The organism is Paracoccus angustae, assembly GCF_042648745.1.
GTDB classification, from domain to species: domain Bacteria; phylum Pseudomonadota; class Alphaproteobacteria; order Rhodobacterales; family Rhodobacteraceae; genus Paracoccus; species Paracoccus angustae.
The window spans coordinates 96,196-118,764 of record NZ_JBHRXY010000007.1; the positions used below are offsets into that span (position 1 = coordinate 96,196).

General features: G+C 67.2%; 20 protein-coding genes and 1 tRNA gene. 9 read left to right on the plus strand and 12 right to left on the minus strand.

Annotated features, from left to right (window positions below; all coding sequences use genetic code 11):
• Positions 1 to 31: 31 nt before the first annotated feature.
• From ACFOM8_RS10945 to ACFOM8_RS10980, 8 genes are all read right to left on the minus strand, one after another.
• Complete coding sequence (locus tag ACFOM8_RS10945) at positions 32 to 1,288, minus strand: aspartate kinase (RefSeq protein WP_377761393.1); 1,257 nt, start codon at positions 1,286 to 1,288, stop codon at positions 32 to 34.
• Between the two features lie 299 nt (positions 1,289 to 1,587).
• Complete coding sequence (locus ACFOM8_RS10950) at positions 1,588 to 1,995, minus strand: DUF1178 family protein (protein WP_377761394.1); 408 nt, start codon at positions 1,993 to 1,995, stop codon at positions 1,588 to 1,590.
• Between the two features lie 39 nt (positions 1,996 to 2,034).
• Positions 2,035 to 3,225 carry a 3-deoxy-D-manno-octulosonic acid transferase gene (locus ACFOM8_RS10955; protein WP_377761395.1) on the minus strand — a complete coding sequence of 397 codons (1,191 nt, stop codon included), beginning with the start codon at positions 3,223 to 3,225 and terminating at the stop codon, positions 2,035 to 2,037.
• Positions 3,226 to 3,591: 366 nt separating this feature from the next.
• Complete coding sequence (locus ACFOM8_RS10960) at positions 3,592 to 6,876, minus strand: error-prone DNA polymerase (protein ID WP_377761396.1); 3,285 nt, start codon at positions 6,874 to 6,876, stop codon at positions 3,592 to 3,594.
• Positions 6,876 to 8,405, minus strand: a complete 1,530-nt coding sequence (locus tag ACFOM8_RS10965; RefSeq protein WP_377761397.1) for a Y-family DNA polymerase — start codon at positions 8,403 to 8,405, stop codon at positions 6,876 to 6,878. The genes ACFOM8_RS10960 and ACFOM8_RS10965 overlap by 1 nt, the downstream gene beginning before the upstream one ends.
• Positions 8,296 to 8,928 carry an ImuA family protein gene (locus ACFOM8_RS10970; RefSeq protein WP_377761398.1) on the minus strand — a complete coding sequence of 211 codons (633 nt, stop codon included), beginning with the start codon at positions 8,926 to 8,928 and terminating at the stop codon, positions 8,296 to 8,298. The genes ACFOM8_RS10965 and ACFOM8_RS10970 overlap by 110 nt, the downstream gene beginning before the upstream one ends.
• A 463-nt stretch (positions 8,929 to 9,391) precedes the next feature.
• Positions 9,392 to 9,468, minus strand: a tRNA-Arg gene (locus ACFOM8_RS10975).
• A gap of 77 nt (positions 9,469 to 9,545) precedes the next feature.
• Positions 9,546 to 10,964: a sensor histidine kinase gene (locus ACFOM8_RS10980; protein WP_377761399.1), complete on the minus strand. Its 1,419-nt coding sequence runs from the start codon at positions 10,962 to 10,964 to the stop codon at positions 9,546 to 9,548.
• Between the two features lie 265 nt (positions 10,965 to 11,229).
• Between ACFOM8_RS10980 and rpmH the strand changes: the two genes are divergently transcribed.
• From rpmH to ACFOM8_RS11025, 9 genes are all read left to right on the plus strand, one after another.
• On the plus strand, positions 11,230 to 11,364 hold the full coding sequence (gene rpmH / locus ACFOM8_RS10985) for a 50S ribosomal protein L34 (protein WP_089386361.1): 135 nt from the start codon (positions 11,230 to 11,232) through the stop codon (positions 11,362 to 11,364).
• 44 nt (positions 11,365 to 11,408) lie between these two features.
• Complete coding sequence (gene rnpA, locus ACFOM8_RS10990; protein ID WP_377761400.1) at positions 11,409 to 11,810, plus strand: ribonuclease P protein component; 402 nt, start codon at positions 11,409 to 11,411, stop codon at positions 11,808 to 11,810.
• Positions 11,807 to 12,070 (plus strand): membrane protein insertion efficiency factor YidD, encoded by a 264-nt coding sequence (gene yidD / locus ACFOM8_RS10995; protein WP_377761401.1) that lies wholly within the window; start codon positions 11,807 to 11,809, stop codon positions 12,068 to 12,070. Before rnpA ends, yidD begins: the two co-directional genes overlap by 4 nt.
• On the plus strand, positions 12,054 to 12,926 hold the full coding sequence (gene ttcA / locus ACFOM8_RS11000; RefSeq protein ID WP_377761402.1) for a tRNA 2-thiocytidine(32) synthetase TtcA: 873 nt from the start codon (positions 12,054 to 12,056) through the stop codon (positions 12,924 to 12,926). The genes yidD and ttcA overlap by 17 nt, the downstream gene beginning before the upstream one ends.
• A gap of 109 nt (positions 12,927 to 13,035) precedes the next feature.
• Complete coding sequence (yidC, locus tag ACFOM8_RS11005; protein ID WP_377761403.1) at positions 13,036 to 14,874, plus strand: membrane protein insertase YidC; 1,839 nt, start codon at positions 13,036 to 13,038, stop codon at positions 14,872 to 14,874.
• Positions 14,871 to 15,632 carry an MOSC domain-containing protein gene (locus ACFOM8_RS11010; RefSeq protein ID WP_377761404.1) on the plus strand — a complete coding sequence of 254 codons (762 nt, stop codon included), beginning with the start codon at positions 14,871 to 14,873 and terminating at the stop codon, positions 15,630 to 15,632. Before yidC ends, ACFOM8_RS11010 begins: the two co-directional genes overlap by 4 nt.
• A complete protein-coding gene (yihA, locus tag ACFOM8_RS11015) occupies positions 15,629 to 16,279 on the plus strand; it encodes a ribosome biogenesis GTP-binding protein YihA/YsxC (RefSeq protein WP_377761405.1) in 651 nt (216 codons plus the stop codon). The genes ACFOM8_RS11010 and yihA overlap by 4 nt, the downstream gene beginning before the upstream one ends.
• 76 nt (positions 16,280 to 16,355) lie before the next feature.
• Positions 16,356 to 17,255, plus strand: coding sequence for an acetylglutamate kinase (argB, locus tag ACFOM8_RS11020; protein WP_377761469.1), 900 nt, complete (start codon positions 16,356 to 16,358; stop codon positions 17,253 to 17,255).
• 79 nt (positions 17,256 to 17,334) lie between these two features.
• Positions 17,335 to 17,853 (plus strand): SixA phosphatase family protein, encoded by a 519-nt coding sequence (locus tag ACFOM8_RS11025; RefSeq protein WP_377761406.1) that lies wholly within the window; start codon positions 17,335 to 17,337, stop codon positions 17,851 to 17,853.
• A gap of 63 nt (positions 17,854 to 17,916) precedes the next feature.
• On the opposite strand, the gene ACFOM8_RS11030 is transcribed toward ACFOM8_RS11025, so the two are convergent.
• The 4 genes from ACFOM8_RS11030 to ACFOM8_RS11045 form a co-directional block, all read right to left on the minus strand.
• Positions 17,917 to 18,705: an amino acid ABC transporter ATP-binding protein gene (locus tag ACFOM8_RS11030; RefSeq protein WP_377761407.1), complete on the minus strand. Its 789-nt coding sequence runs from the start codon at positions 18,703 to 18,705 to the stop codon at positions 17,917 to 17,919.
• Between the two features lie 12 nt (positions 18,706 to 18,717).
• A complete protein-coding gene (locus ACFOM8_RS11035; protein WP_377761408.1) occupies positions 18,718 to 20,172 on the minus strand; it encodes an amino acid ABC transporter permease in 1,455 nt (484 codons plus the stop codon).
• 1 nt (position 20,173) lies between these two features.
• Positions 20,174 to 21,430 (minus strand): amino acid ABC transporter permease, encoded by a 1,257-nt coding sequence (locus ACFOM8_RS11040; RefSeq protein ID WP_377761409.1) that lies wholly within the window; start codon positions 21,428 to 21,430, stop codon positions 20,174 to 20,176.
• A gap of 107 nt (positions 21,431 to 21,537) precedes the next feature.
• Positions 21,538 to 22,554: an amino acid ABC transporter substrate-binding protein gene (locus tag ACFOM8_RS11045; protein ID WP_377761410.1), complete on the minus strand. Its 1,017-nt coding sequence runs from the start codon at positions 22,552 to 22,554 to the stop codon at positions 21,538 to 21,540.
• Positions 22,555 to 22,569 lie beyond the last annotated feature (15 nt).

Genomic DNA, 22,569 nt, shown 5'->3' on the forward strand with positions numbered 1-22,569 from the left:
CCGCCGCAAAGGGGCGGGCCGTCAGAGAATGTCAGGCCGCTTCCAGGCCAAAGGCATCATGCAGCGCCTGCACGGCCAATTCCATATACTTGCGGTCGATCAGCACCGAAATCTTGATCTCGCTGGTGGCGATGACCTTGATGTTGACGTTTTCATCGGCAAGCGCCTTGAACATCTTGGCCGCGACGCCCGCATGGCTGCGCATTCCGATGCCCACCACCGACACCTTGGCGACCTCGGTGTCCACCACCAGCTCGTCATAGGCGATGGTGCCCGCGGCCTTGGCGTCCTCCATCGCGCGCTTGGCGCGTTCGACCTGGTTGATCGGGACCGAGAAGGTCATGTCCGTCACCGACCCGGGGTGATCCTCGTAGTCCTTTTCGGAAATGTTCTGGACGATCATGTCCACGTTCACGCCCGCCTCGGCCAGGGGGGCGAAGATGGCGGCGGAAATGCCGGGGCGGTCCTCGACCGTGACCAGGGTGATCTTGGCCTCGTCGCGCGAGGAGGCGACGCCATTGACGACTTTCGATTCCATGATTTCCTCCTCGGCACAGATCAGGGTGCCCGAATTCTCGTCCGTGTCCTCGAACGAGGATAACACGCGCAGCCGCACCTTGTAGCGCATCGCAAGCTCGACCGACCGGGTTTGCAGGACCTTGGCGCCCAGCGAGGCCAGTTCCAGCATCTCCTCGAAGGCGATCTTGTCCAGCTTGCGGGCCTTCGAGGTGATGCGCGGGTCGGTCGTGTAGACGCCGTCCACGTCGGTATAGATGTCGCAGCGTTCGGCCCCGAAGGCCGCGGCAAAGGCCACGGCGGTGGTGTCCGACCCGCCCCGGCCCAGCGTGGTGATCCGCCCGTCGGGGCCAAGCCCCTGGAAGCCCGCAACAACGGCCACCTTGAAGCCTTCGGCGAACTTCTGGTCGATGTTGGCGCGCGGGATGTCCACAAAGCGCGCCGCCGAATGCTGCGCGGTGGTGTTGATCGGCACCTGCCAGCCCTGCCAGCTGCGCGCGGGCACGCCCATTCCCTGCAAGGTCAGGGCCATCAGACCGGCGGTCACGTTCTCGCCGGAACTCACCACCGCGTCGTATTCGCGCGCATCGAACAAGGGCGAGGTTTGTTCGACCCATCCCACCAGTTCGTTCGTCTTGCCGGACATGGCGCTGACGATGACGATCACGTCATAGCCGCGCTCGACCTCGCGCTGCACCTTCAGGGCGGCATTCTTGATGCGGTCAAGGTCTGCAACCGAGGTGCCGCCGAATTTCATCACCAGAAGCGGCATCGCGGGCCTCCAGCCAAGGGTTTCTGCTGGCCGCGGCTTTTATGGGCGGGGGGGCGAAACCGCAAGGGCGGAAAGGGAATGGCGGGGGATGCCGATGCAGAAATCGTCGGACCTCGCCGGACAGGTCGGCGTCACGCGGCACAGGACATCCCCGTCCCGGGCGGATCGGGAAAACGCACCGGCGTTTCCCGCCCGCCGCGCAAGCGGCCAAAAGTCTTGGAATTCAACGGTCCCGGCAGGCCGGCGCGCCCGTGCCATTGCCGCCGACCGGCGCGGTCGTTTCGCGGATGCGGACCGCCCTAATTCGTCTTCTGGCGGGGGATAAAGGGCAAGGGGGCCACGGGCACGCCCTCCTCGATCAGCTTGCGGGCTTCCTCCAGCTTGGCCTCGCCGTGAATGGCGCGGGTGGGGGCGCGGCCTTCGTGCATGGCGCGGGCCTCGTCCGCGAACTTCAGGCCGACGTAATCGCTGTTTGCCTCGACTTGCCGGCGCAGGGCCTGCAACGCGGCCTCGGCCGGGTTCACGGCCGGTTCCGCCTGCCGGGCCGCCGCGACAACCGGGGCCATCAGCGATTTCTCGACCTTCGCGGAACCGCATTGCGTGCAGGCGACGTGACCGGCCGCCCGCGTCGTGTCGAACGCCTCGGACGAACGGAACCAGCCGTCGAAATCATGGCCCTGGTCGCAGCGCAAAGCATAGCGGATCATCGAACGCGAACCCTTTTCCTTTCCCTGCCTTATATCGGGTCAGCCATGCGTCCCTGCAAGTTCCCGCAGGCGTTTGATCAGGATGGCCGGATCGCCCGCGCGGTCGTCCAGCACCGCGCGGGCCGTCTGCCCCATCCGCCGGGCAGCCGAAGCGTCGCCCGCCAGCCGCGCCAGCTGATCCGCCAGCGACCCGGCATCGACCTGACGCGCGCCCCCTGCCGCATCCAGCGCCGCATAGGCGTCGGTGAAATTGCCGACATGGGGACCGTGCAGGATGGCGCTTGCATGGGCCGCGGGCTCCCACGGGGTATGGCCGCCGCGGTCCGTCAGGGAACCGCCCACAAAGCAGATCCCCGCCGCCGCGTACCAGCGGTCCATTTCCCCCAGCGTATCGGCCAGCAGCACCGCGCCGCCCGCGCCCCCGGCCGAACGGCGCTGAAAGGCGATCCCGAGCCCGGCCAGAAGGCTTGCCACCTCGTTCCCGCGCTGCGGATGGCGGATGGCCAGGATCAGCCGCAGGCCGGGATGCTGGCCGCGCGCGCGCATCCAGGCGTCCAGGATCGCGATTTCCTCGCCTTCATGCGTGGACGCGGCCAGCAGCGTCCGGTCGCGTTCGGCCCCCGGCGGCGGCGGCGTGATCCCGGCGGGGGTCAGCAGCTTCAGATCCAGCCGGGGAAGAACCGCGCCGTCCGGCAGGCCCAGGGCGCGCAGCCGCGATTCGCTGCCCGCATCCTGCGCCGACAGGGCGGCCAGACGGCCCAGGACCGGCGCGATCAGGCGCGGCAGCCGCCTCCAGCGCAAGGCCGAGCGTTCCGACATCCGCGCCCCGATCACCACCTGAGGAACGGCGCGACCGGCAAGCGCCTGCGACCGCAACGGCCAGAACTCGCCCTCGACCGTGACCTGAAGGCGGGGCCGCACCTGGTCCAGGAACCGCGCCAGGGCGCCCGGCACGTCCAAGGGCGCCAGCCGCGCGGGCAGGCCCCACCCCGCCGCCATGTCCCGCCCCGTCAGGCTGTTGGCCGTGACCAGCACCCGATGCGTCTGCGCCAGGGCCGCGATCACCGGCCGGGCCGAGGTCAGCTCGCCCACGGATGCGCCATGGAGCCAGATGTCGGCGGGACCGATCCGGTCCAGCGCCAGCCGCTCGCGCAGCGCATCCTGCCCGCCCCTTCCGGCGCGCAGGCGCAGTCCCCGTTCCAGAATGGCGGCAGCGGCGCGATAGATCATGACAGGCGCTATAGCCCACCTCGGCCGCCGCATGAAGGCCACGCCGAGCGGCGGAACCCAAGCGAACACCTGACGTTGGCTTGAGAAGCATGGATTATCAGGAGGTTTCCATGAAGGGTCTTGTTGCCTGGTGGCTGGGCGTGCCGGTCATCGTGATCATCATCCTGTATCTGATCGGCATCTTCTGATCGCATGACCGTGCTGTCGGCGCCCCGTTTTCTTACATCGCTGCCGGACCGCTTCCATTGACCTGTCCCGCCGTGCCGCGCCCGATCCTGCGGGCGGTGCCGGGCTGAGATGCGGCCTGGCAAATGCGGAACAGGCCGTGTTTCTTCCAGGAAGCCGAAGCCCCGACCAATCCGAGCGTCAATGGAAATCCCGCGATTTCGGGATCACCTCGGCATTGCGCGGATGCGATTGGCGGCTGGCAGGAAGAGAGCGGTTCGCCTCGTCGGCGCGGGACAGGGGCGGGGTCGGCGGTTCGCCAGACAGGCGCCGCAACACGTCGCTGCGGTCGGTCAGGCTGGCGGCGACGACATGGATCACCCCGTCGCCGCGCTGCACCCTGCCTTGAACGTCGATCACCCGCGCCGTCATGATGACCTTGCGGAACGCCTCGAACGCTTGGGGCCAGATCACCAGGTTCGCGGTTCCGGTCTCGTCCTCCAGGGTGATGAAGCACACGCCCTTGGCGCTGCCGGGCCGTTGGCGGATCAGAACCAGCCCCGCCAGCCGCACGGCCTGGCCTTGGCGTTTCTGATCCAGATCGGCGGCGGGGGTATAGCCCTGCGCGGCCATCGACCGCCGCAGAAACCGCACAGGATGCGCCTTCAAGGACAGCCGCAGGGTCTGGTAATCCGCCACCACCTGTTCGCAGACCGGCATCGCCGGAAAGGCAACGGCGGTTTCCGCCCCCTCGTCCCCGGCCTGCGCGAACAGCGGCAGGTCGGGCGCGTCGCGCAGGGCCTTGGCATCCCACAGGGCCGCGCGCCGGTCCAGTCCGGCGGATCGGAACGCATCCGCAGCGGCCAGCCGTCGTATCCACGCCGTGTCCAGCCGCGCCCGCCCTTGCAGATCGGCAAGACCTGAAAAGGGCGCATCCCTTGCCGCCGTCAGCCGGGCCGCCATGGTCTTTGCCAGCCCTTCGATCTGGCGCAGCCCCAGCCGCAGGGCCGGGCCGCCGGCGGCCGGTTCCAGCGTATTGTCCCATTCCGAATAATTCACATCGACCGTCCGAAGCGGAACCCCGTGGTCGCGGGCATCGCGGACGATCTGCGCGGGGGCATAGAACCCCATCGGCTGGCTGTTCAGCAATGCGGCGGCAAAGGCCGCGGGATGGTAATGCTTCAGCCAGGCCGAGACATAGACCAGATGCGCGAATGCCGCCGCATGGCTTTCGGGAAAGCCGTATTCGCCGAACCCCTTGATCTGGTCGAAACAGCGGCGCGCGAAAACCGGATCATAGCCGCGCCGGGTCATTCCTTCGATCATGTCGTTCTGAAGCGCCTCGATGGTGCCGCGCGACCGGAAGGTCGCCATTGCCTTGCGCAATTCGTTGGCTTTCTGCGAATCGAACTCGGCCGCGACCATGGCGATCTTCATGGCCTGTTCCTGAAAGATCGGCACGCCCAGGGTGCGTTCCAGGATGTCCTTCAGTTCGTTCGGCGGATGCGGCGGGCCGGGACGGGGATAATCCTCTTCTTCCTGTCCGTTCCGGCGGCGCAGATAGGGGTGGACCATGTCGCCCTGGATCGGGCCGGGACGGACGATGGCGACCTCGATCACCAGGTCGTAGAACCGGCGCGGCTTCAGGCGCGGCAGCATGTTCATCTGCGCCCGGCTTTCGACCTGGAACACGCCGATGCTGTCGCCCCGGCACAGCATGTCGAACACGGGGGCGGCGTCGGGCGCGTCGGGGACGAGGTCCGCCAGCGTCAGCCGCCGGCCGTGATGCGCGGCGATCAGGTCGAAGCACTTGCGGATGCAGGTCAGCATTCCCAGGGCCAGCACATCGACCTTGAGGATGCCCAGCGCGTCGATGTCGTCCTTGTCCCATTCGATGAAGCTGCGGTCGGGCATGGCGCCGTTGCCGATGGGCACCGTCTCGGTCAGTTTCCCCTCGGTCAGGATGAAGCCGCCGACGTGCTGGGACAGGTGGCGGGGCATTCCGATCATCTGCTGGGCCAGCGTCAGGGTGCGGCGCAGGCGCAGGTCGGACAGGTCCAGGCCCGCCTCGGACGCCTCGCCCTCGCCCATGCTGGTGCCCCATGCCCCCCACACGGTCCGGGCCAAGGCGCCGGTGATGTCCTCGGACAGGCCCATGGCGCGGCCCACCTCGCGGATGGCGGAACGGGGGCGGTAATGGATCACCGTGGCGCAAAGCCCGGCACGGTCGCGGCCGTATCTCTGATAGATGTGCTGGATCACCTCCTCGCGGCGTTCGTGTTCGAAATCCACGTCGATGTCGGGCGGCTCGTCGCGATCCTCGCTGATGAAGCGTTCGAACAGCAGGTCGAACTGCGCGGGATCGACCGGAGTGATGCCCAGGACAAAGCAGACCGCCGAATTGGCCGCCGATCCGCGCCCCTGGCACAGGATGCCGCGCGACCGGGCAAAGTTCACGATTTCATGGATGGTCAGGAAATACGGGGCGATCTTCTTCTTGCCGATCAGGGCCAGTTCGTGTTCCAGCGCGGCGCGCACCTTGTCCGGCACACCGCCCGGATAGTGCGCGGCGGCCCCCGCCCAGGTCAGTTCGGCCAGGTATTCCTGCGGCTGGCGCCCCGGCGGGGCGGTTTCGCGCGGGTATTCGTAGGACAGTTCCCGCAGCGAAAAGGCCAGCCGGTCCGCCAGATCGCGGGCGGCGCGGATGGCATGGGGCCAGCGGGAAAACAGCCGCGCCATCTGGGCAGGGGATTTCAGGTGGCGTTCCGCGTTGGCGTGCAGCAGGAAACCGGCGCGGTCGATGGTGGTGCCGTGGCGGATGCAGGTCATCACGTCCTGCAACGGACGGCGGTCGGGGGCGTGATAATGCACGTCGTTGGTGGCCAGGATCGTCAGCCCGCAATCCCGCGCCGCCCGATCCAGCCGGTTGATCCGCGCCACGTCGTCGCCGCGATGCAGATACGAGGCCGCGACATGGCCCAGCCCCGGCAGGCGCGCGGCAAGGCCGGGCAACACCGACAGGTCGTCGCCCGGCAGCCAGATCAGCGCCAGTCCTTCGGCATGGGCGGCCAGATCGTCCAGCGTCAGGTCGCAAACGCCCTTTTTCTGCCACCGCCCTTCGGGGTCGCGCATCCGGCCCTTGGAAATCAGGGCGGACAGCCGGCCATAAGCGGCGCGGTCGCGGGGATAGGCCAGAAAGCCCGTGCCGCAGGTCAGCACGATCCGCGCGCCGACGATCGGGCGCAGCATGGCCCTTTCCGCCTCGACATGCAGGCGCACCGCCCCGGCAAGGCTGTTCAGGTCGGCGATGCCGATGGCGTCATAGCCCAGCCCGTGCGCCGTCTGGACCAGTTCGGTCGCATCGGATGCCCCGCGCAGGAACGAAAAGGCCGAGGTCACGCCCAGTTCAACGAAATCGGCGCGCGGGTTCGGGGCGAAATCGCCGCTCAGCGTCCGGCGCGGGGCTTGATGGTCGTTCTGCGGCATCAGGCGAACATCCCGTGGATGAACCAGCGGGGCAGCCCGCCCCGCCCGTCGCCCGCCAACCCTTCGCGATACAGCCACAAGCGGCGGCCGGTGGCGTCCTCGATGCGGAAATAGTCGCGCAGCCGCGTGCCGGGGCTGTCCCGCCACCATTCGGGCGCGAGACGTTCCGGCCCGGCATGGCGGGCGACGGCGATCTGCTGGCGGCGCCAGATGAACAGCGCGGGCGGGCCGTCGGGAACCGCGTAAAGGACGCGCACCTCCTCGGGCGGGTCGAACAGGCGGATGGGGCGGTCCGGACGGGCCGGGGGCGGCGGATCGGCCGGCAGGGGCTGCGCCCGCGCCTCGGCCCGTTCGGGAACGTGGCTTTCCAGCGGCGCCGGACGAAAGATCGCATCGGTCCCGAACCGGGCCACAAGACGATCGACCAGCCGCGACAGGTGCAGCGCCGCATCGGGTTGCCCGTCCAGGCCCACCTGCGCCGTGGGCAAGGGTTCGGTGGCCTCGGCCTCGAGGCGGATCAGGTCGAAGCCATATCCGGGGTCCAGACCGTCAAGCCGCCCGGCGAAAAGGCGCAACAGATGCGCGGCCTCTCGGCTGGGGGCGGCGGTCGCCACGCGGATGTCGCGGCGTTCGCCATCGACGCGGAACACCGAAAGGCACAGCCGTCGGCAGCCGCGATCCTGCCGGGCCAGGCTGGCGGTCAGATCGTCGATCAGCCCCGGCAGCCAGTCGGTTGGGTCGAACACCGGCTCGGCCAGCCGCGCCTCGGCCACGAAATCCGGGGGTGGATCGGGCGAGGCAAGCGGTTCCGCCAGACGGCCCATCGCCTGATCCAGCCGGGTCAGCGGATTGTCCCAGGCAGGCGCGCGGCCAAAGCGGCGCATCAGCGGCAGGCGCGGGATCGCCGCCAGATCGCCGATCCGCCGCAGCCCCAACCGGCGCAGCAGCAGCAGCGTATCTCCCGACAGCCGCAATGCCGCAACCGGCAACGGATACAGATCGGCAAGATCGCGGCACACATGCCGGCCGGTTCCGTATCGCGCCAGCCCCCAGGCCGCGCCCCAGGTCGGCGCCAGCGCCGCCCTTGCCGTCAGCCCGGCGCGGGCAAGGCGCGCCTGCATGTCGGACAACAGCGCGTCTTCACCGCCGAACAGATGCGCGGCGCCGGTGGTGTCGATAACCAGCCCGTTATCGCCGTCCATCGCGGAAAACGGCCCCCAGCGCCGCGCCCAGAACATCAGCCGCGACAGCGCGGCCGCATCATTTTCAGGTTCGGCTTGGACTGCCTGAAGCGCCGGGCACATGGTGCGCATGTCCACGACGCGCGCGCCCCGCCGTATCCCCGCCCTCCGGGCGGCGTGGTTGAGATCATGCACAACCGGACCATGCGCGCCGTCTGCCCACAGCACGACCGGCGTTTCATCCGGCGCTTCCTTTCCCCTTCGCAGCCGATGGTTCCGCCAGAGTTCGACAGGCAGCGATGGCAGAAAAATGCAGGCGATCCGCCTTTCCTTGCTGATCCCGCTCATGGCGCACCAGCCATTCGCCCGGCGGCGACAAGCGCGACTTGAACAACTCGACCCGCCAGCACGGATCGCCCGGCGCGGCGGGATCGTCCGCCAGCGGGTCCGAAGGGCAAGCCGCTACCCGCCACCGCATCCGCGCCGCCGACGCCTGGACAGACGCGGCCCGCCGCAGCAGCCAGCACGGGCGCCCGGCCGCCTCGGCCCGCATGGCCAGCCGTCGCGTGGCGGTGAAATCCAGCGCCGCCGGATCGCCCCATATCTCGCCCACCACTGCCGCAAAGGCGGGGCTGGACAGCGCATCCTCCATCCCCGTCAAGACATCGGCGGCGCGGGACAGATCGGCGCGCAACAGCGCCCGTCCGATGCCAGGCAGGAATGGCGCCCCTGCCTCGCGCCTGGTCAGCCGGTCCTGTGCCCACAGCACCGGCCCCTCGGGCAGTGCCGCCAAAAGAAATCCCGAACCCGCCCCGTCCAGCGGCGAGGCGCAAATGATCTCGGCCAGGGTTGCAGCACGCAGGTCCGGCACCCGCCTTATAGGCGCCAGAGGCCGCAAGGCATGAACAGACATACATATCATCAGCAAGACAGATGTTTCTGTTTTGTTCTAATCCTTGCGAAGACGGGTCGTCAACTGTCTGCCACTTCCCAGATTGCGGGCTGAGGCAATCATGCCGGAACCGGCACCTTGAGGATTGCGGCAGCGCCAACCGGGCGCAGGCCTGACGGATCGGGGCGCGGGCGTCTGCCCGCCTCCGTCACCGCCGGCCGGTCCCACGGCACACCATCCCGTCCCGCCGTCCGCCGTGCCCGGTCCTGCTTGCGGCGCGGGGCTGCAAACCGGACGACGGAATTGCTTTCCCGCGCCACAACCGCAGCACGCGGGGCCGTGCAAGCCCATTTCCCAGGCGGGGAACACATTCGAAACCTGCCCGGTAACGGCACGCAAGAAAAAAGGGCCAAGGCAGCGATGCCTAAGCCCTTGTTTCAAATGGCGGACCCGGAGCGATTCGAACGCCCGACCCCCAGATTCGTAGTCTGGTGCTCTATCCAGCTGAGCTACGGGTCCGTCGTAGGGCGGTCATCTATCCCCCCGCTCCGGGGGATGCAAGAGGGGTTTCGCAAAAAACGCCTCCCGTCCCGTTTTTATCGCGACCCCACCGCCTGCCGCACCGGCAAGATCGCCATGTCGCGCGGGATATGGATCATGAATTCGCTGCCATCGGCATCGCTGCGCACCAGATCCAGCCGCCCGCCATGGCCGCGGACCAGATCGGCCGCGATGGTCAGCCCCAGGCCGGTGCCGCCCTTGCGAACGCTGCCTGAAAAGGGCTTGAACAGGTATTCCCGCGCCTTTTCCGGCAGGCCGGGGCCGGTATCGCCCACCCGGATCCACCAATCGTTGTCCGTTTCGCCCGCGCCGATCTCGACCGTGCCGGGCTGGCCGGTGCCCTCGATGGCCTGCCGGGCGTTGCGCGTCAGGTTCGCCAGCACCCTGTAAAGCTGGTCCCGGTCCGCGCGGATGCTCAGCGTGGGCGGGATGTCCATCAGGAAATCGACCTGGGCTGCGGGGCTGGCCAGGGATTCGGCCTCGATCACCTCGGCGGCAAGCTGCGCCAGGGGAAAGCGCGACAGCGTGGGGGCGGGCTCCTCGGCCTTGCCGAAGGCCAGGGTGGTTTCGCACAGGTTCACGGCCCGGCTGATCGAGTTGACGAGCTTTGGCGCCGCCCGCCGGACCTTGGGGTCGCCGCTGTCCTCCAGCCGGTCGGCGAAGATTTGCGCGGTGGTCAGGATGTTGCGCAGGTCGTGGCTGATCTTGGCCACCGCCTCGCCCAGCTGCGCCATCCGTTCGCGCTGCTTCAGCGACGAGGTGACGGTCTTCTGCATCGATTCCATCGCGGTTTCGGCCGCGCGCAATTCCGTCAGCCGGGCATCGGGGGTGATGATGTGGCGCGGATCCTCGGGGGCCTCGGCATAGGACACCATGTGGCTGATCACGCGCCGGATCGGCACCAGCACCAGCCGCTGCACGGCCAGGTTCAGCAGGATCGCCGTCAGGATCGAGAAGGCCGCCGACAACAACAGCAGGCGGAAGCCGAATTCGATCATCGCCGCGCGCAGGGGCGCGGTTTCCATGGTGATCTCGATCAGCTGGCCCGCCCGGTTGACGGGGGCGCCGATAACGCGGATCACCTCGTTCCGGCGGTTGAACAGCGTGCCCAGCGCGTCGTCGATGCTTTTGACCACGCCGTCCTCGCGCAGGTCGTAGGTCTGGGCGACGGGGCCGGGAATGGGCGAGGACAGGACAAGCTGGCGGATGTCGTCGCGGCGCAAAACGACGTTGAACACCCCGGCATTCTGCAACAGTTCCGATTCCAGGTCGCTGGCCAGCGATTCGTCGGTCGCAAGCAAGGCAAGGCTGGCGATCTGCGCCCGTTCCAGCCGCGACTCGAGGTAGTCCAGCCGAAAGCTGGCCAATGCCGGCAGCAGGATGAACAATTCGGCCAACATCACGAAGATGATCGTCAGCGCGGCGAATCGGCCAGTGATCGTATTCAGTCGCATGGATTCTTGATTGTCGTCGCGTCGAATACGCGTGTTTCGGCCCGGCGGCCCCGGTTTGCACATCAAACGAATGTGATCATGAGCCGGTTCCTGCCCGCAAGGAAAAGGACAATGTGTCACGGGCCATGCCTTATGCGGTTGACGGCAGGGGCCGCGTGATCTATCCAGCGGGCTTCGAACAACCGGCGCGTTCGCGCGCAGGGCGGAATTTGCCGTTCCGCCGCTGCCACGCCGCCACCCGCAGACACGATCCCGGAGACTGACCATGAAGCGCACCTTTCAACCTTCGAACCTCGTTCGTGCGCGCCGTCACGGCTTTCGCGCCCGCATGGCGACCAAAGGCGGCCAGCTGGTGCTGAACCGCCGCCGCGCCAAGGGCCGCAAGCGCCTGTCGGCCTGATTCCTTTGCGGCGGGCCAGCCCCGCCGGTCCAAAGGCTTTCGCCATGCCGCCCCTGCCCCATCCCGTTGCCCCCGCGCGACCACAGGATGACGGCACGGCGGCATTTCGCATGTCCATGCCGCCGGTGATCGCCAAGCGCGCCGATTTCCTGGCCGCCTCGCGCGCGCTGCGGCAGGGCACACCCGGTTTCCTGCTGCAAGCCCGCGACAGGGGCGACAACGGCCCGTTCCGCGTGGGTTTCACCTGTTCCAAGAAGATCGGCAACGCGGTGGCGCGCAACCGCGCCAAGCGGCGGTTGCGAGAGGTCGCCCGGCTGCATCTGCCGCAAGGCGCACGGCCAGGCTGGGATTACGTGCTGGTCGGGCGCCCCGACGCGACGGTCAGCCGCGACTTCGCCGATCTTTGCCGCGATCTGGCCCACGCGCTGCGGAAGATCCATCCATGAGCCCGCTGGCCCATCTGCTGGCGATGCCGGTACGGGCTTATCGGCTGGTGGCCTCGCCCTGGGTGGGCCATGGCTGCCGCTTCCAGCCGACCTGCTCGGCCTATGCGCTGGAGGCGCTGTCCCGCCACGGCGCCCTGCGCGGCGCCTGGCTGGCCGCGCGCCGCATCGGGCGCTGTCATCCCTGGGGCGGCGCGGGCTATGATCCGGTGCCGGGTTCCGATCCTGACCACGAAAGGCAGTCCCATGCTGGACGACACTGACGAGTCGGCCGAGATCCACCCGCTGTTCGCGGGCGCGCCCTCCTCGACCGAGTTCCGCAAGCTGCGCAAACGGCTGGTCCGCGAAACCCGCGCCGCCATCGAGAATTACGGCATGATCCGGCCCGGCGATCGCTGGCTGGTCTGCCTGTCGGGCGGCAAGGACAGCTATACCCTTCTGGCCGTTCTGCACGAGCTGAAATGGCGCGGGCTGCTGCCGGTGGACCTGCTGGCCTGCAACCTGGACCAGGGCCAGCCGAACTTTCCGGCCACCGTGCTGCCCCGGTTCCTGACGGAACGCGGCGTGGCGCACCGGATCGAATACCAGGACACCTATTCCATCGTCACCGACAAGATCGCGCCGGGCGGCACGATGTGTTCGCTGTGTTCGCGCCTGCGCCGGGGGAACCTGTACCGCATCGCGCGCGAGGAAGGCTGTTCCGCCGTCGTTCTGGGCCATCACCGCGACGACATCCTGGAAACCTTCTTCATGAACCTGTTCCACGGCGGCAGGCTGGCGACCATGCCGCCCAAGCTGCTGAACGAGGACGGCGACCTTCTTGTCCTGCGCCCGCTGGCCTATGTGGCCGAGGCCGATTGCGAGCGGTTTTCCCGCGCGATGGATTATCCGATCATCCCCTGCGGCCTGTGCGGCAGTCAGGAAGGCTTGCAGCGCGTCCAGGTGAAACGCCTGCTGGACGAATGGGAGGCGCGCACGCCGGGCCGCCGCCAGGTGATGTTCCGCGCGCTGATGAACGCGCGCCCCTCGCATCTGCTGGATCCGACGCTGTTCGACTTTGCCGCGCTGTTCCCAGAGAACGCCGCGGCACCCGTGGACGACATCCCGCGCCTTCGATAGGCGCCTGCGAACCCGCGCGGAGGCTGGCCCCCGGCCAAATCCGCTTGACCTTTAAGCGCCCCTTCTGTTGAAGCGGCGCGACTGACGCGCGCAAAGGCTTGGTGACGGCATGGAAGACAACAACCGCAATCTGATCCTGGCGACGGTGCTGTCGTTCCTGGTGATCCTGGTTTGGTACACGGTCTTCGCGCCCGAGCCGCCCGCCCCTGCGACCGATCAGCCGGTCGCGGTCGAAACCCGGACCCAGGACGTGCCGCTGGCGAACCCCGAAAGCAGCACCCTGCCCGCCGACCTGGCCGCCGCGCCCGCCGACGCCGCCGCGCCCCAGGCGGGCCGCGTCCAGATCCGGACGCCCTCGCTGTCGGGGTCGATCTCTCTGGCCGGCGGACGCATCGACGACCTGCTGCTGACCAGATACCGCGAAACGCTGGACGAGGGCTCGCCCAACGTCCGCCTGCTGTCGCCTTCGTCCGCCACCGCAACCGACGCCATCCAGACGGGCGAGGCAAAGCCCTATTATGCCGTCTATGGCTGGACCCCCGGACCCGGCGTCGATCCGGCCCTGGTGCCCAACCCCTCGACGGTGTGGACGGTGGAATCGGGCGATGTCCTGGCCCCCGGCCAGCCCGTCACGCTGGCCTGGAACAACGGCGCGGGCCAGATCTTCCGCCGGACCTTCTCGGTCGATGAGAACTATCTGTTCACCGTCAGCCATGCCTTGCAGAACAACGGCGACGCGGCCTTCACCGCCGCGCCCTACGGCATCATCGCCCGCCACGGCCGCCCCGATACGCAGAACTTCTTTGTGCTGCACGAAGGCGCGGTCGGCATGAACGACGGCAAGCTGCTGGAGCTGAAATACGACAACATCGCCGAACTGGATCCCGTTGCCCGCGAGGGCCGGGCCGAAGTGACCGAGGTCGCCAGCAACGGCTGGATCGGCTTCACCGACAAGTACTGGATGACGACCCTGGCCCCGGCGCCGGGCCAGGCCTTCACCTCGGTCGTGAAGTATGCCGAAGGCGCGGGCATCTTCCAGACAGAAGCCCGCTATCCGATGCAGACCGTCCAGCCGGGCACCCAGGTCAATGCCGACAGCTACCTGTTCGCGGGCGCGAAGGTCTGGGAAACCATCAACGCCTATCAGGAAAACCCCGGCATCCAGCGGTTCGTCGATTCGATCGACTGGGGCTGGTTCTATTTCCTGACCAAGCCCATCTTCCGCCTGCTGCACTGGCTGAACGGCATGATCGGCAACATGGGCTGGTCGATCATCGCGCTGACTTTCATCCTCAAGACCCTGGTCTTCCCGCTGGCGCGCAAATCCTACATCTCGATGGCCAAGATGAAGGAGTTGCAGCCGCAGATGGAGGCGCTGAAGGAGCGCACCGGCGACGACCGCATGAAGTTCCAGAAAGAGATGATGGAGCTTTACAAGCGCGAAAAGGTGAACCCCGCCGCGGGCTGCCTGCCCGTGCTGCTGCAAATCCCGATCTTCTTCGCGCTCTACAAGGTGATCTTCGTCACCATCGAATTGCGCCACGCCCCCTGGGTCGGCTGGATCCGCGACCTTGCCGCGCCCGATCCGTCCTCGCTTCTGAACCTGTTCGGGCTGCTGCCCTTCGCGCCGCCCGCGCAAGGCACGCTGCTGCATTCGCTGTCGCTGCCCGCGCTGGCGATCGTGCTGGGCATCAGCATGTGGATCCAGCAGCGCCTGAATCCGGCCCCGGCCGATCCGGCGCAGAAGATGATCTTTGCCTGGATGCCGTGGATCTTCATGTTCATGCTGGGCGGATTCGCCTCGGGCCTGGTGCTCTACTGGATCACGAACAACCTGATCACCTGCGTCCAGCAATACACGATCATGTCGATGCACGGCCATCGGCCCGACCTGTTCGGCAACATCAAGTCCTCGCTGCCCTCGCGGCCACGCAAGGACAGCAAGTGACGGCAACCCTGGCCCATATCCGCCGCCATCCGATCAAGTCGGTCGGCGGCGAGGGGCTGGACCGCGTGACGCTGGCCCCTGCCCGCCGCCTGCCGGGCGACCGCGAATGGGCGGTGCTGACCGAGGCGGGCGAGCGGAACGCCCAGGCCAGCCAGACGGGCGGCGAACCCGACCGCTGGCTGCCCAAGTCCTGCTTCGTGCGCGGCGTCCAGTCGCCGCGGATCCAGGCGATCAGCGGCGGCTGGTCGGATGGGCGTCTGGTGCTGCGTCAGCCGACCCGGGCCGACCTGGTGATCGACCCCGAGACCCAGGGCGACCGGCTGGTCGACTGGCTGCGCCCGCTTTGGCCTGCGGATGCCCCGGCGCCCACGCGGCTGGTGCGGGGCGCCGCGATCTGGACCGACCAGAAATGGCCCTGGATCTCTCTCCTGTCGCTGGCGAGCCTGGCCGATCTGGAAGCCCGCGCGGGCCGGTCCCTGGGCATCCACCGCTGGCGGGGGAACCTGTGGGTGGACGGCTGGACCCCTTGGGCCGAACGCGAGCTGATCGGCCAGATCATCCGCATCGGCGACGTGGAGCTGCGCGTCACCGGTCATGTGGGCCGCTGCGACGCAACCAGCGCCAACACCGACACCGGAGAACGGGACATCGACATGCTGGCGACGCTGGACCGCCTTTACGGCCATACCGATTTCGGCATCTTCGCCGAGGTCGTCACCGGCGGCGGGATCGCCCTGGGCGACGAGGTGACGGCATGAAGGTCGCCTTTCCCGTCGCCCCCGAACCGGACGCCGACGCCGCCGAGGCCGCGCGCCTGCTGTTCGCCGGTCCCGTCGAATTCCTGAAAGGGGTCGTCGCCATGGACGGCCTGCCCCCCGCCGACCGCCCCGAGGTCTGCTTCGCGGGCCGTAGCAATGTCGGAAAGTCCAGCCTGATCAATGCGCTGACCGGCCGCAAGGGCATCGCGCGGGCGTCCAACACGCCGGGCCGCACGCAGGAAATCAACTATTTCACCCTGGGCGAGCGCAGCTATCTGGTGGACCTGCCCGGCTACGGCTTTGCCAAGGCCCCGGTCGCGGTTGTCGCCAAATGGCAGGCCTTGCTGAAATCCTATCTGGCGGGCCGCCCGACCCTGCGCCGCGCCTTCTGCCTGATCGATTCGCGCCACGGCGTGAAGCCGGTGGACCACGAGATCATGACCCTTCTGGACAAGTCCGCCGTTCCCTTCCAGGCGGTGCTGACCAAGGCCGACAAGCTGGGGCCGAACGCCATCCAGCCCGTGATCGCCCAGGTCGAGGCGGAATTGCAGAAACATCCTGCCGCCTTTCCGCAGATCGTCGTCACCTCCTCGGACAAGGGCCAGGGCATCGCGACCTTGCGCGCGATCATCGCCGGGCTGGACTAAACGCGTCTGGACTGATCCGCCGATGCGCCCTAGGGTCCCCCGCGTCGACAAGGGGCCAAGGATGAGAAAGCAGAACATGAACCGGGACTGGACCGCCACCGCTCGCACCCTTTCCGAAGCCCTTCCCTATCTGCAACGCTATTCCGGCGCGGTGGTCGTCGTGAAGTTCGGCGGCAACGCCATGGGCGACGACGAGGCCATGGCGGAATTCGCCCGCGACATGGTGCTGATGAAGCAGGTCGGCATGAACCCGGTCGTGTGCCACGGCGGCGGCCCGATGATCAACGACCTGCTGGCCAGGCTGGGCATCGAAAGCACCTTCGTGCGCGGCAAGCGCGTCACCACCAAGGAAACCGTGGAAGTGGTCGAGATGGTGCTGTCCGGCCTGGTCAACAAGCGCATCGTCCAGGCCATCAACGACGCGGGCGGACGCGCCGTGGGCATCAGCGGCAAGGACGACGACCTGATGGTCTGCGAGGCGGACGATCCCGAACTGGGCTTTGTCGGCCGCCCGGTCGAGATGAACGTCCAGATCATCCGCGACCTTTACAAGGCGGGCATGATCCCGGTCATCGCCCCCGTCGCCACCGGCATGAACGACAACGAGACCTTCAACGTCAACGGCGACACCGCCGCCGGCGCCATCGCGGGCGCCCTGCGCGCCGACCGGCTGCTGCTGTTGACCGACGTGGCCGGCGTCAAGAACAAGAACGGCGAGGTTCTGACCCAGCTCCACCCCGATCAGGTGCGCGAGATGATCGCGGACGGCACCATCGCGGGCGGCATGATCCCCAAGACGGAAACCGCTCTCAAGGCGCTGCAAGACGGGGTGCGCGCGGTGGTGATCCTGGACGGGCGCGTTCCCAATGCCAGCCTTCTGGAACTGTTCACCGAACACGGCGCGGGCAGCCTGATCCGGTCCACCCCGCCCTCCACCCGGCCGCGCGGACTGCGCCAGGGCGACGCGTCGCTGTAATGCCACGCATCGCCTTGCCGAAGGCGCGGGGGAATGGCAGGCTGCGTTCACATCGGCTTGCAACGGGGGCTGCCTGCACATGACACCGCTTGGACACCGACGGCTGATCCTGACGCGCCATGCCAAGTCGGCCTGGGATGATCCGGCACTGGCCGATCACGACCGTCCGCTGAACGACCGCGGCCGCCGCTCGGCCCGGGCGCTTGGCGACTGGATGGCCTCGCGCGGCTACGAGCCCGAGGAGGTCCTGTGCTCCTCGGCGGCGCGCACGCAGGAAACCTGGGCCATGGTCGCGGGTGCGCCGCTGGAGGTGCGCCCCGTGATCAGGATCGAGCCGGGCCTTTATCAGGCAAGCCCCGAAAAGATGCTGACGATCCTGAAAACCGCCACCTATCCGACGGTGATGATGCTGGGCCACAACCCCGGCATTTCCGAATTGGCGGCGCTGCTGCCCGCGCGCCTGCCGCACGACCCCGACTTCCGCCGCTACCCGACCGGCGCCACCCTGGTGGTCGACTTCCAAGTGGACACCTGGTCGCAGATCGAGCCCGGCCAGGGCAGCGTGATGGATTTCGTCCGCCTCGACGGGCGGCACTAGGCCTTCATCTTCGCGCAAATATCCCACGGGGGACCGGGGGTGTGAAACCCCCGGCCTTGTTGCCTAGTGTCCCAGGATCTGGCTCAGGAACAGCTTGGTCCGTTCCGACCGGGGGTTGTTGAAGAATTCTTGGGGCTCGTTCTGCTCGACGATCTGGCCCTGGTCCATGAAGATCACGCGGTTGGCCACGGCCTGGGCAAAGCCCATCTCGTGCGTGACGCAGATCATGGTCATGCCTTCCTCGGCCAGCTCGATCATCGTGTCCAGAACCTCCTTGATCATCTCGGGGTCCAGCGCCGAGGTGGGTTCGTCGAACAGCATGATCTTGGGCTGCATGCACAGCGACCGGGCAATCGCCACGCGCTGCTGCTGGCCACCCGACAACTGGCCCGGGTACTTGTGCGCCTGGTCGGGGATCTTGACCTTTTCCAGGTATTTCATGGCCGTCGCCTCGGCCTGCTTTTTCGGCACCTTGCGCACCCAGATCGGAGCCAGCGTGCAGTTTTCCAGCACCGTCAGATGCGGGAACAGGTTGAAGTGCTGGAACACCATGCCGACTTCGGAGCGAACCTTGTCGATGTTCTTGATGTCGTTGGTCAGTTCGATCCCGTCCACGACGATGTGGCCGGACTGATGCTCCTCAAGCCGGTTGATGCAGCGGATCAGCGTGGACTTGCCCGAACCCGAAGGCCCGGCGATCACGATCCGCTCGCCCCGGTGGACGGTCAGGTCGATGTCGCGCAGGACGTGAAAGGTGCCGTACCACTTGTTCATGTTGCGGATGTCGATCGCGACCTCGTCGCTGACCCGCATCTGGCTGCGGTTGATGGGGCGGGTGGGGTTGTCGCTCATGCGCGGTGGTCCTTACCTGTGATCGCGTGCCAGGCGGCGTTCGAGATACATCGAATATCGCGACATGCCGAAGCAGATCAGAAAGAAGATGAAGCCGACGAAGATGTAGGGCTCCCAGTAGATGCCCTTCCAGCTTGTGGAGGCCCGTACCGCGTCGGACATGGATTTCAGCGGATCGTAAAGGCCCACAAAGGTCACAAGCGTGGTGTCCTTGAACATGCCGATAAAGGTGGACACGATGCCGGGGATCGAGATCTTCAAGGCCTGCGGCAGCACGATCAGCCGCTGCGCCTTCCAGTAGTCCAGGCCCAGGGCATCCGCCGCCTCGTATTGCCCGCGCGGCAGGGCGGCCAGACCGCCCCGGATCACCTCGGCCATGTAGGCGGCGGAAAACAGCGTGACCATGATGATCACGCGCAGGATGATGTCGAAGGTGGTGCCCGGCGGCAGGAAATAGTTCAGCAGCAGGGACGCCACGAACAGCAGCGCGATCAGCGGCACGCCCCGGATGAACTCGATGAAGATCACCGCCAGCGTCTTGACCAGGAACATGTCCGACCGCCGCGCCAGGGCCAGCACGATCCCCAGGGGAAGCGACATGGCGATGCCCGACACGCCGATGGTGATCGACAGCAGAAAGCCCCCGAAGCGGTCGGAATCCACCGCCGGGATCGACAGCGAGACGATGCTTTCCGCGTCCCGCGCGGCCTCTCCGGCCAGGACGATCCACCAGACCAGCGGCACAACCAGGGCCGCGACAACCGCCACCATGCCGGAAACGGGAACAAGCAGGCGCCAGGCGATCCAGCCCAGCACCGGCCCGGCCAGAACCATGATCGGCCCCCAGGCCGAGCCGCCCCACAGAAACCAGACGCCCATCAGCGGGTAAAGGACCGAAAACACCAGCAGCCAGGCCGGATGGCGCTCGGACACCAGGATCGCGCCGACCAGCACGACGGCGGCAAAGACCAGCCAGGCGGCGGGGGCGCCAAGCGCCACCATCAGCGCCAGCGTCAGCACGGTGGTCAGAACCAGGACCACGCGCCGGATCCCCGGCGCTTCCGAGAACAACACCGGCGCCAGAGCCACGAACAGCAGGCCGAAGGCCATGGTCGGGCGCCAGTAGAGTTCCGCCGGATAGAAGCCGTAAACGTATTGGTTCCAGCGTTCCCGGATCACCGCCCAGCAGGCGCCGCGCGCGCCTTCGCCCCAGGTTTCCGCGATGATCCGGCGGCAGTCGGCCAGGCTGTCCGCGTTCCAGACCGAATGGGCGAACCAGTCCCAGAAATGGCTGACCAGAAACCAGACGATCATTATTCCCAGGATCGTCAGAACCGTGTTCAGCGGCCCCGAGAACAGGTTTTCCCGCAGCCAGCGCACGGCCCCGGCCTCGCGCACGGGGGGATCGGCGGGCGGCAGCATGGTGTCGCGCACAAAGGAAACGGTCTGGGCGTGGGTGTCGCTCATCTCACCGCTCCTTCAGCTTGACGCGGGAATTGAACAGGTTCATGCCCGCCGAAATGATCAGGCTGAGCACCAGATAGACCCCCATCATCAGCACGATGGATTCCAGTTCCCGCCCCGTCTGGTTCAGCGTGGTGCCGCCCAGCGTGCCCTTGATGTCCATGTAGCCCACGGCGATCGCCAGAGAGCTGTTCTTGGTCAGGTTCAGGTATTGCGAGATCAGCGGCGGGATGATCACCCGCAGCGCCTGCGGCAGGATCACCAGGTTCATGGTGCGGCCCGGGCGCAGGCCCAGGGCAAAGGCCGCCTCGGACTGCCCGCGGCTGATGGCCAGGATCCCCGCGCGCACGATTTCCGCAATAAAGGCCCCGGTATACAGCGTCAGCGCCAGCCACAGCGCGACCAGCCCGTTCTGGACGTTGATGCCGCCGGTGAAGTTGAAGCCGCGCAGTTCCGGCGGGATCAGGTGCAGGCCGAAATACCAGATCAGCAGCAGGGACGGCACCGTCATCACCCCCAGGCTCATCCACCAGGTGGTGGGGCGGCTGCCGGTCTGGTCCTGGATCCGCTGCGCCCAGGCACCGATCATCCGCCGGACGATCCAGCCTGCGACCAGAACCGCCACGAAGGCCAGCGTGGCCCAGTTGATCGTGATGCGCGCGCCCAGATCCAGGCTGTCCGGGTCGTTGGTCATCCCCAGGGTGGGAATGGCGGTGTAGCGGTTCGTCAGCGCCACGTTGTCGAACAGGATCATGCTGGCCGTGGGATTGTCGCCCCGGAAGGCGTTCGGCGGCGGCATGACCTCGGTGAAGATCGCAAAAACGATCAGGATCCACAAAAGCAGGGGAACGTTGCGGAAGGCCTCGACATAAACGGTCATCAGCCGGGCGATCAGCCAGTTCTTCGACAGCCGCGCCACGCCCGCGACGATGCCCACCACCGTTGCCGCGATGCAGCCCAGGATCGACACGATCAGCGTGTTCAGCAGGCCCACGACGGCTGCGCGCAGATGCGTGTCGTTCGAGGTATAGGGGATCGGCGTCTGCGGGATGTCGTATCCCGCGCGCTGCCACAAGAAGCCGAAGTCGAAATCCTTGCCCAGGGCCGCAAGGTTGCGGATGGTGTTGTTGACCAGCCACCAGGCCAGCGCCATCACCAGGATGAACACGATCACCTGAAAGGTCATCGACCGATAGCGCCGATCATAGATCAGCATGCTTGGCCGAAACGGCGGATTCGCCGACGCCATAACGTCCGTCATTCTTCTACCCCTGCAGCCGGTCGTGCCTTGCTCTGGCGGCGTTTGCGGCACCCGGTCTTGTTATGCAAAGGGGGCGCATCCGCGCCCCCAAGCGTCGCGGCGATGCCTCAGCGGAAGGGCATCGCGTACATCAGCCCGCCCTGCGTCCACTGGGCGTTCAGGCCGCGGGCCAGGCCGATCGGGGTCTGCTCGCCGATGTTGGCCGCGAAGATCTCGCCATAGTTGCCGCTGGCGGAAATGGCGCGCTTGGCCCAGTCCTTGTCCAGCCCGATCATCGCGCCCAGATCGTCGGTCACGCCCAGAAGGCGCTGCACCTCGGGGTTCTGCGAGGATTTGGTCAGTTCCTCGATGTTCTTCGAGGTGACGCCGTATTCCTCGGCCGCGATCAGCGCGTAAAGCGTCCAGCGGACGATGTCGCCCCAGTTGTTGTCGCCGTGGCGCACGGCCGGCCCCAGCGGTTCCTTTGAGATGATCTCGGGCAGGATGATGTGGTTTTCGGGGTCCGCGAAGGCCGCGCGGGTCGCCGCCAGGCCGGAGGCGTCGGTGGTGTAGGCGTCGCAGGCGCCCGCCATGTATTGCTGCTCGCCCTCGGCATTGCTGTCGATGTTGACCGGCTGGTAGGCCATGTTGTTGGCCGTGAAGTAATCGGCCAGGTTCAGTTCCGTGGTGGTGCCGGTCTGGATGCAGACGGTCGCCCCGTCCAGTTCCTTGGCCGAGGTCACGCCCAGATCCTTGCGGACCATGAAGCCCTGGCCGTCATAATAGTTGACGCCGATGAAATCCAGCTTGAGGTCGGTGTCGCGCGAGAAGGTCCAGGTCGAGTTGCGGGCCAGGACGTCCACCTCGCCCGAGGACAGCGCCGTGAAGCGCGTCTGGCCGGTGGTGGGCACGTATTTCACCTTGGCCGGGTCGCCCAGAACGGCGGCCGCGACGGCCTTGCAGATATCGACGTCGAAGCCCGTCCAGTTGCCGTTCGCATCCGGCGCCGCAAAGCCGACGAGACCCGTGTTGACGCCGCAGTTCAGTTCACCGCGCGCCTTCACATCGGCCAGCGTGTCGGCCATGCCCGCCCCCGCCATCAGCGTGACGGCAGCGGCCGAGCCCAGAAAAACCGAAGTCTTCATGTCTACCCCTTTGTT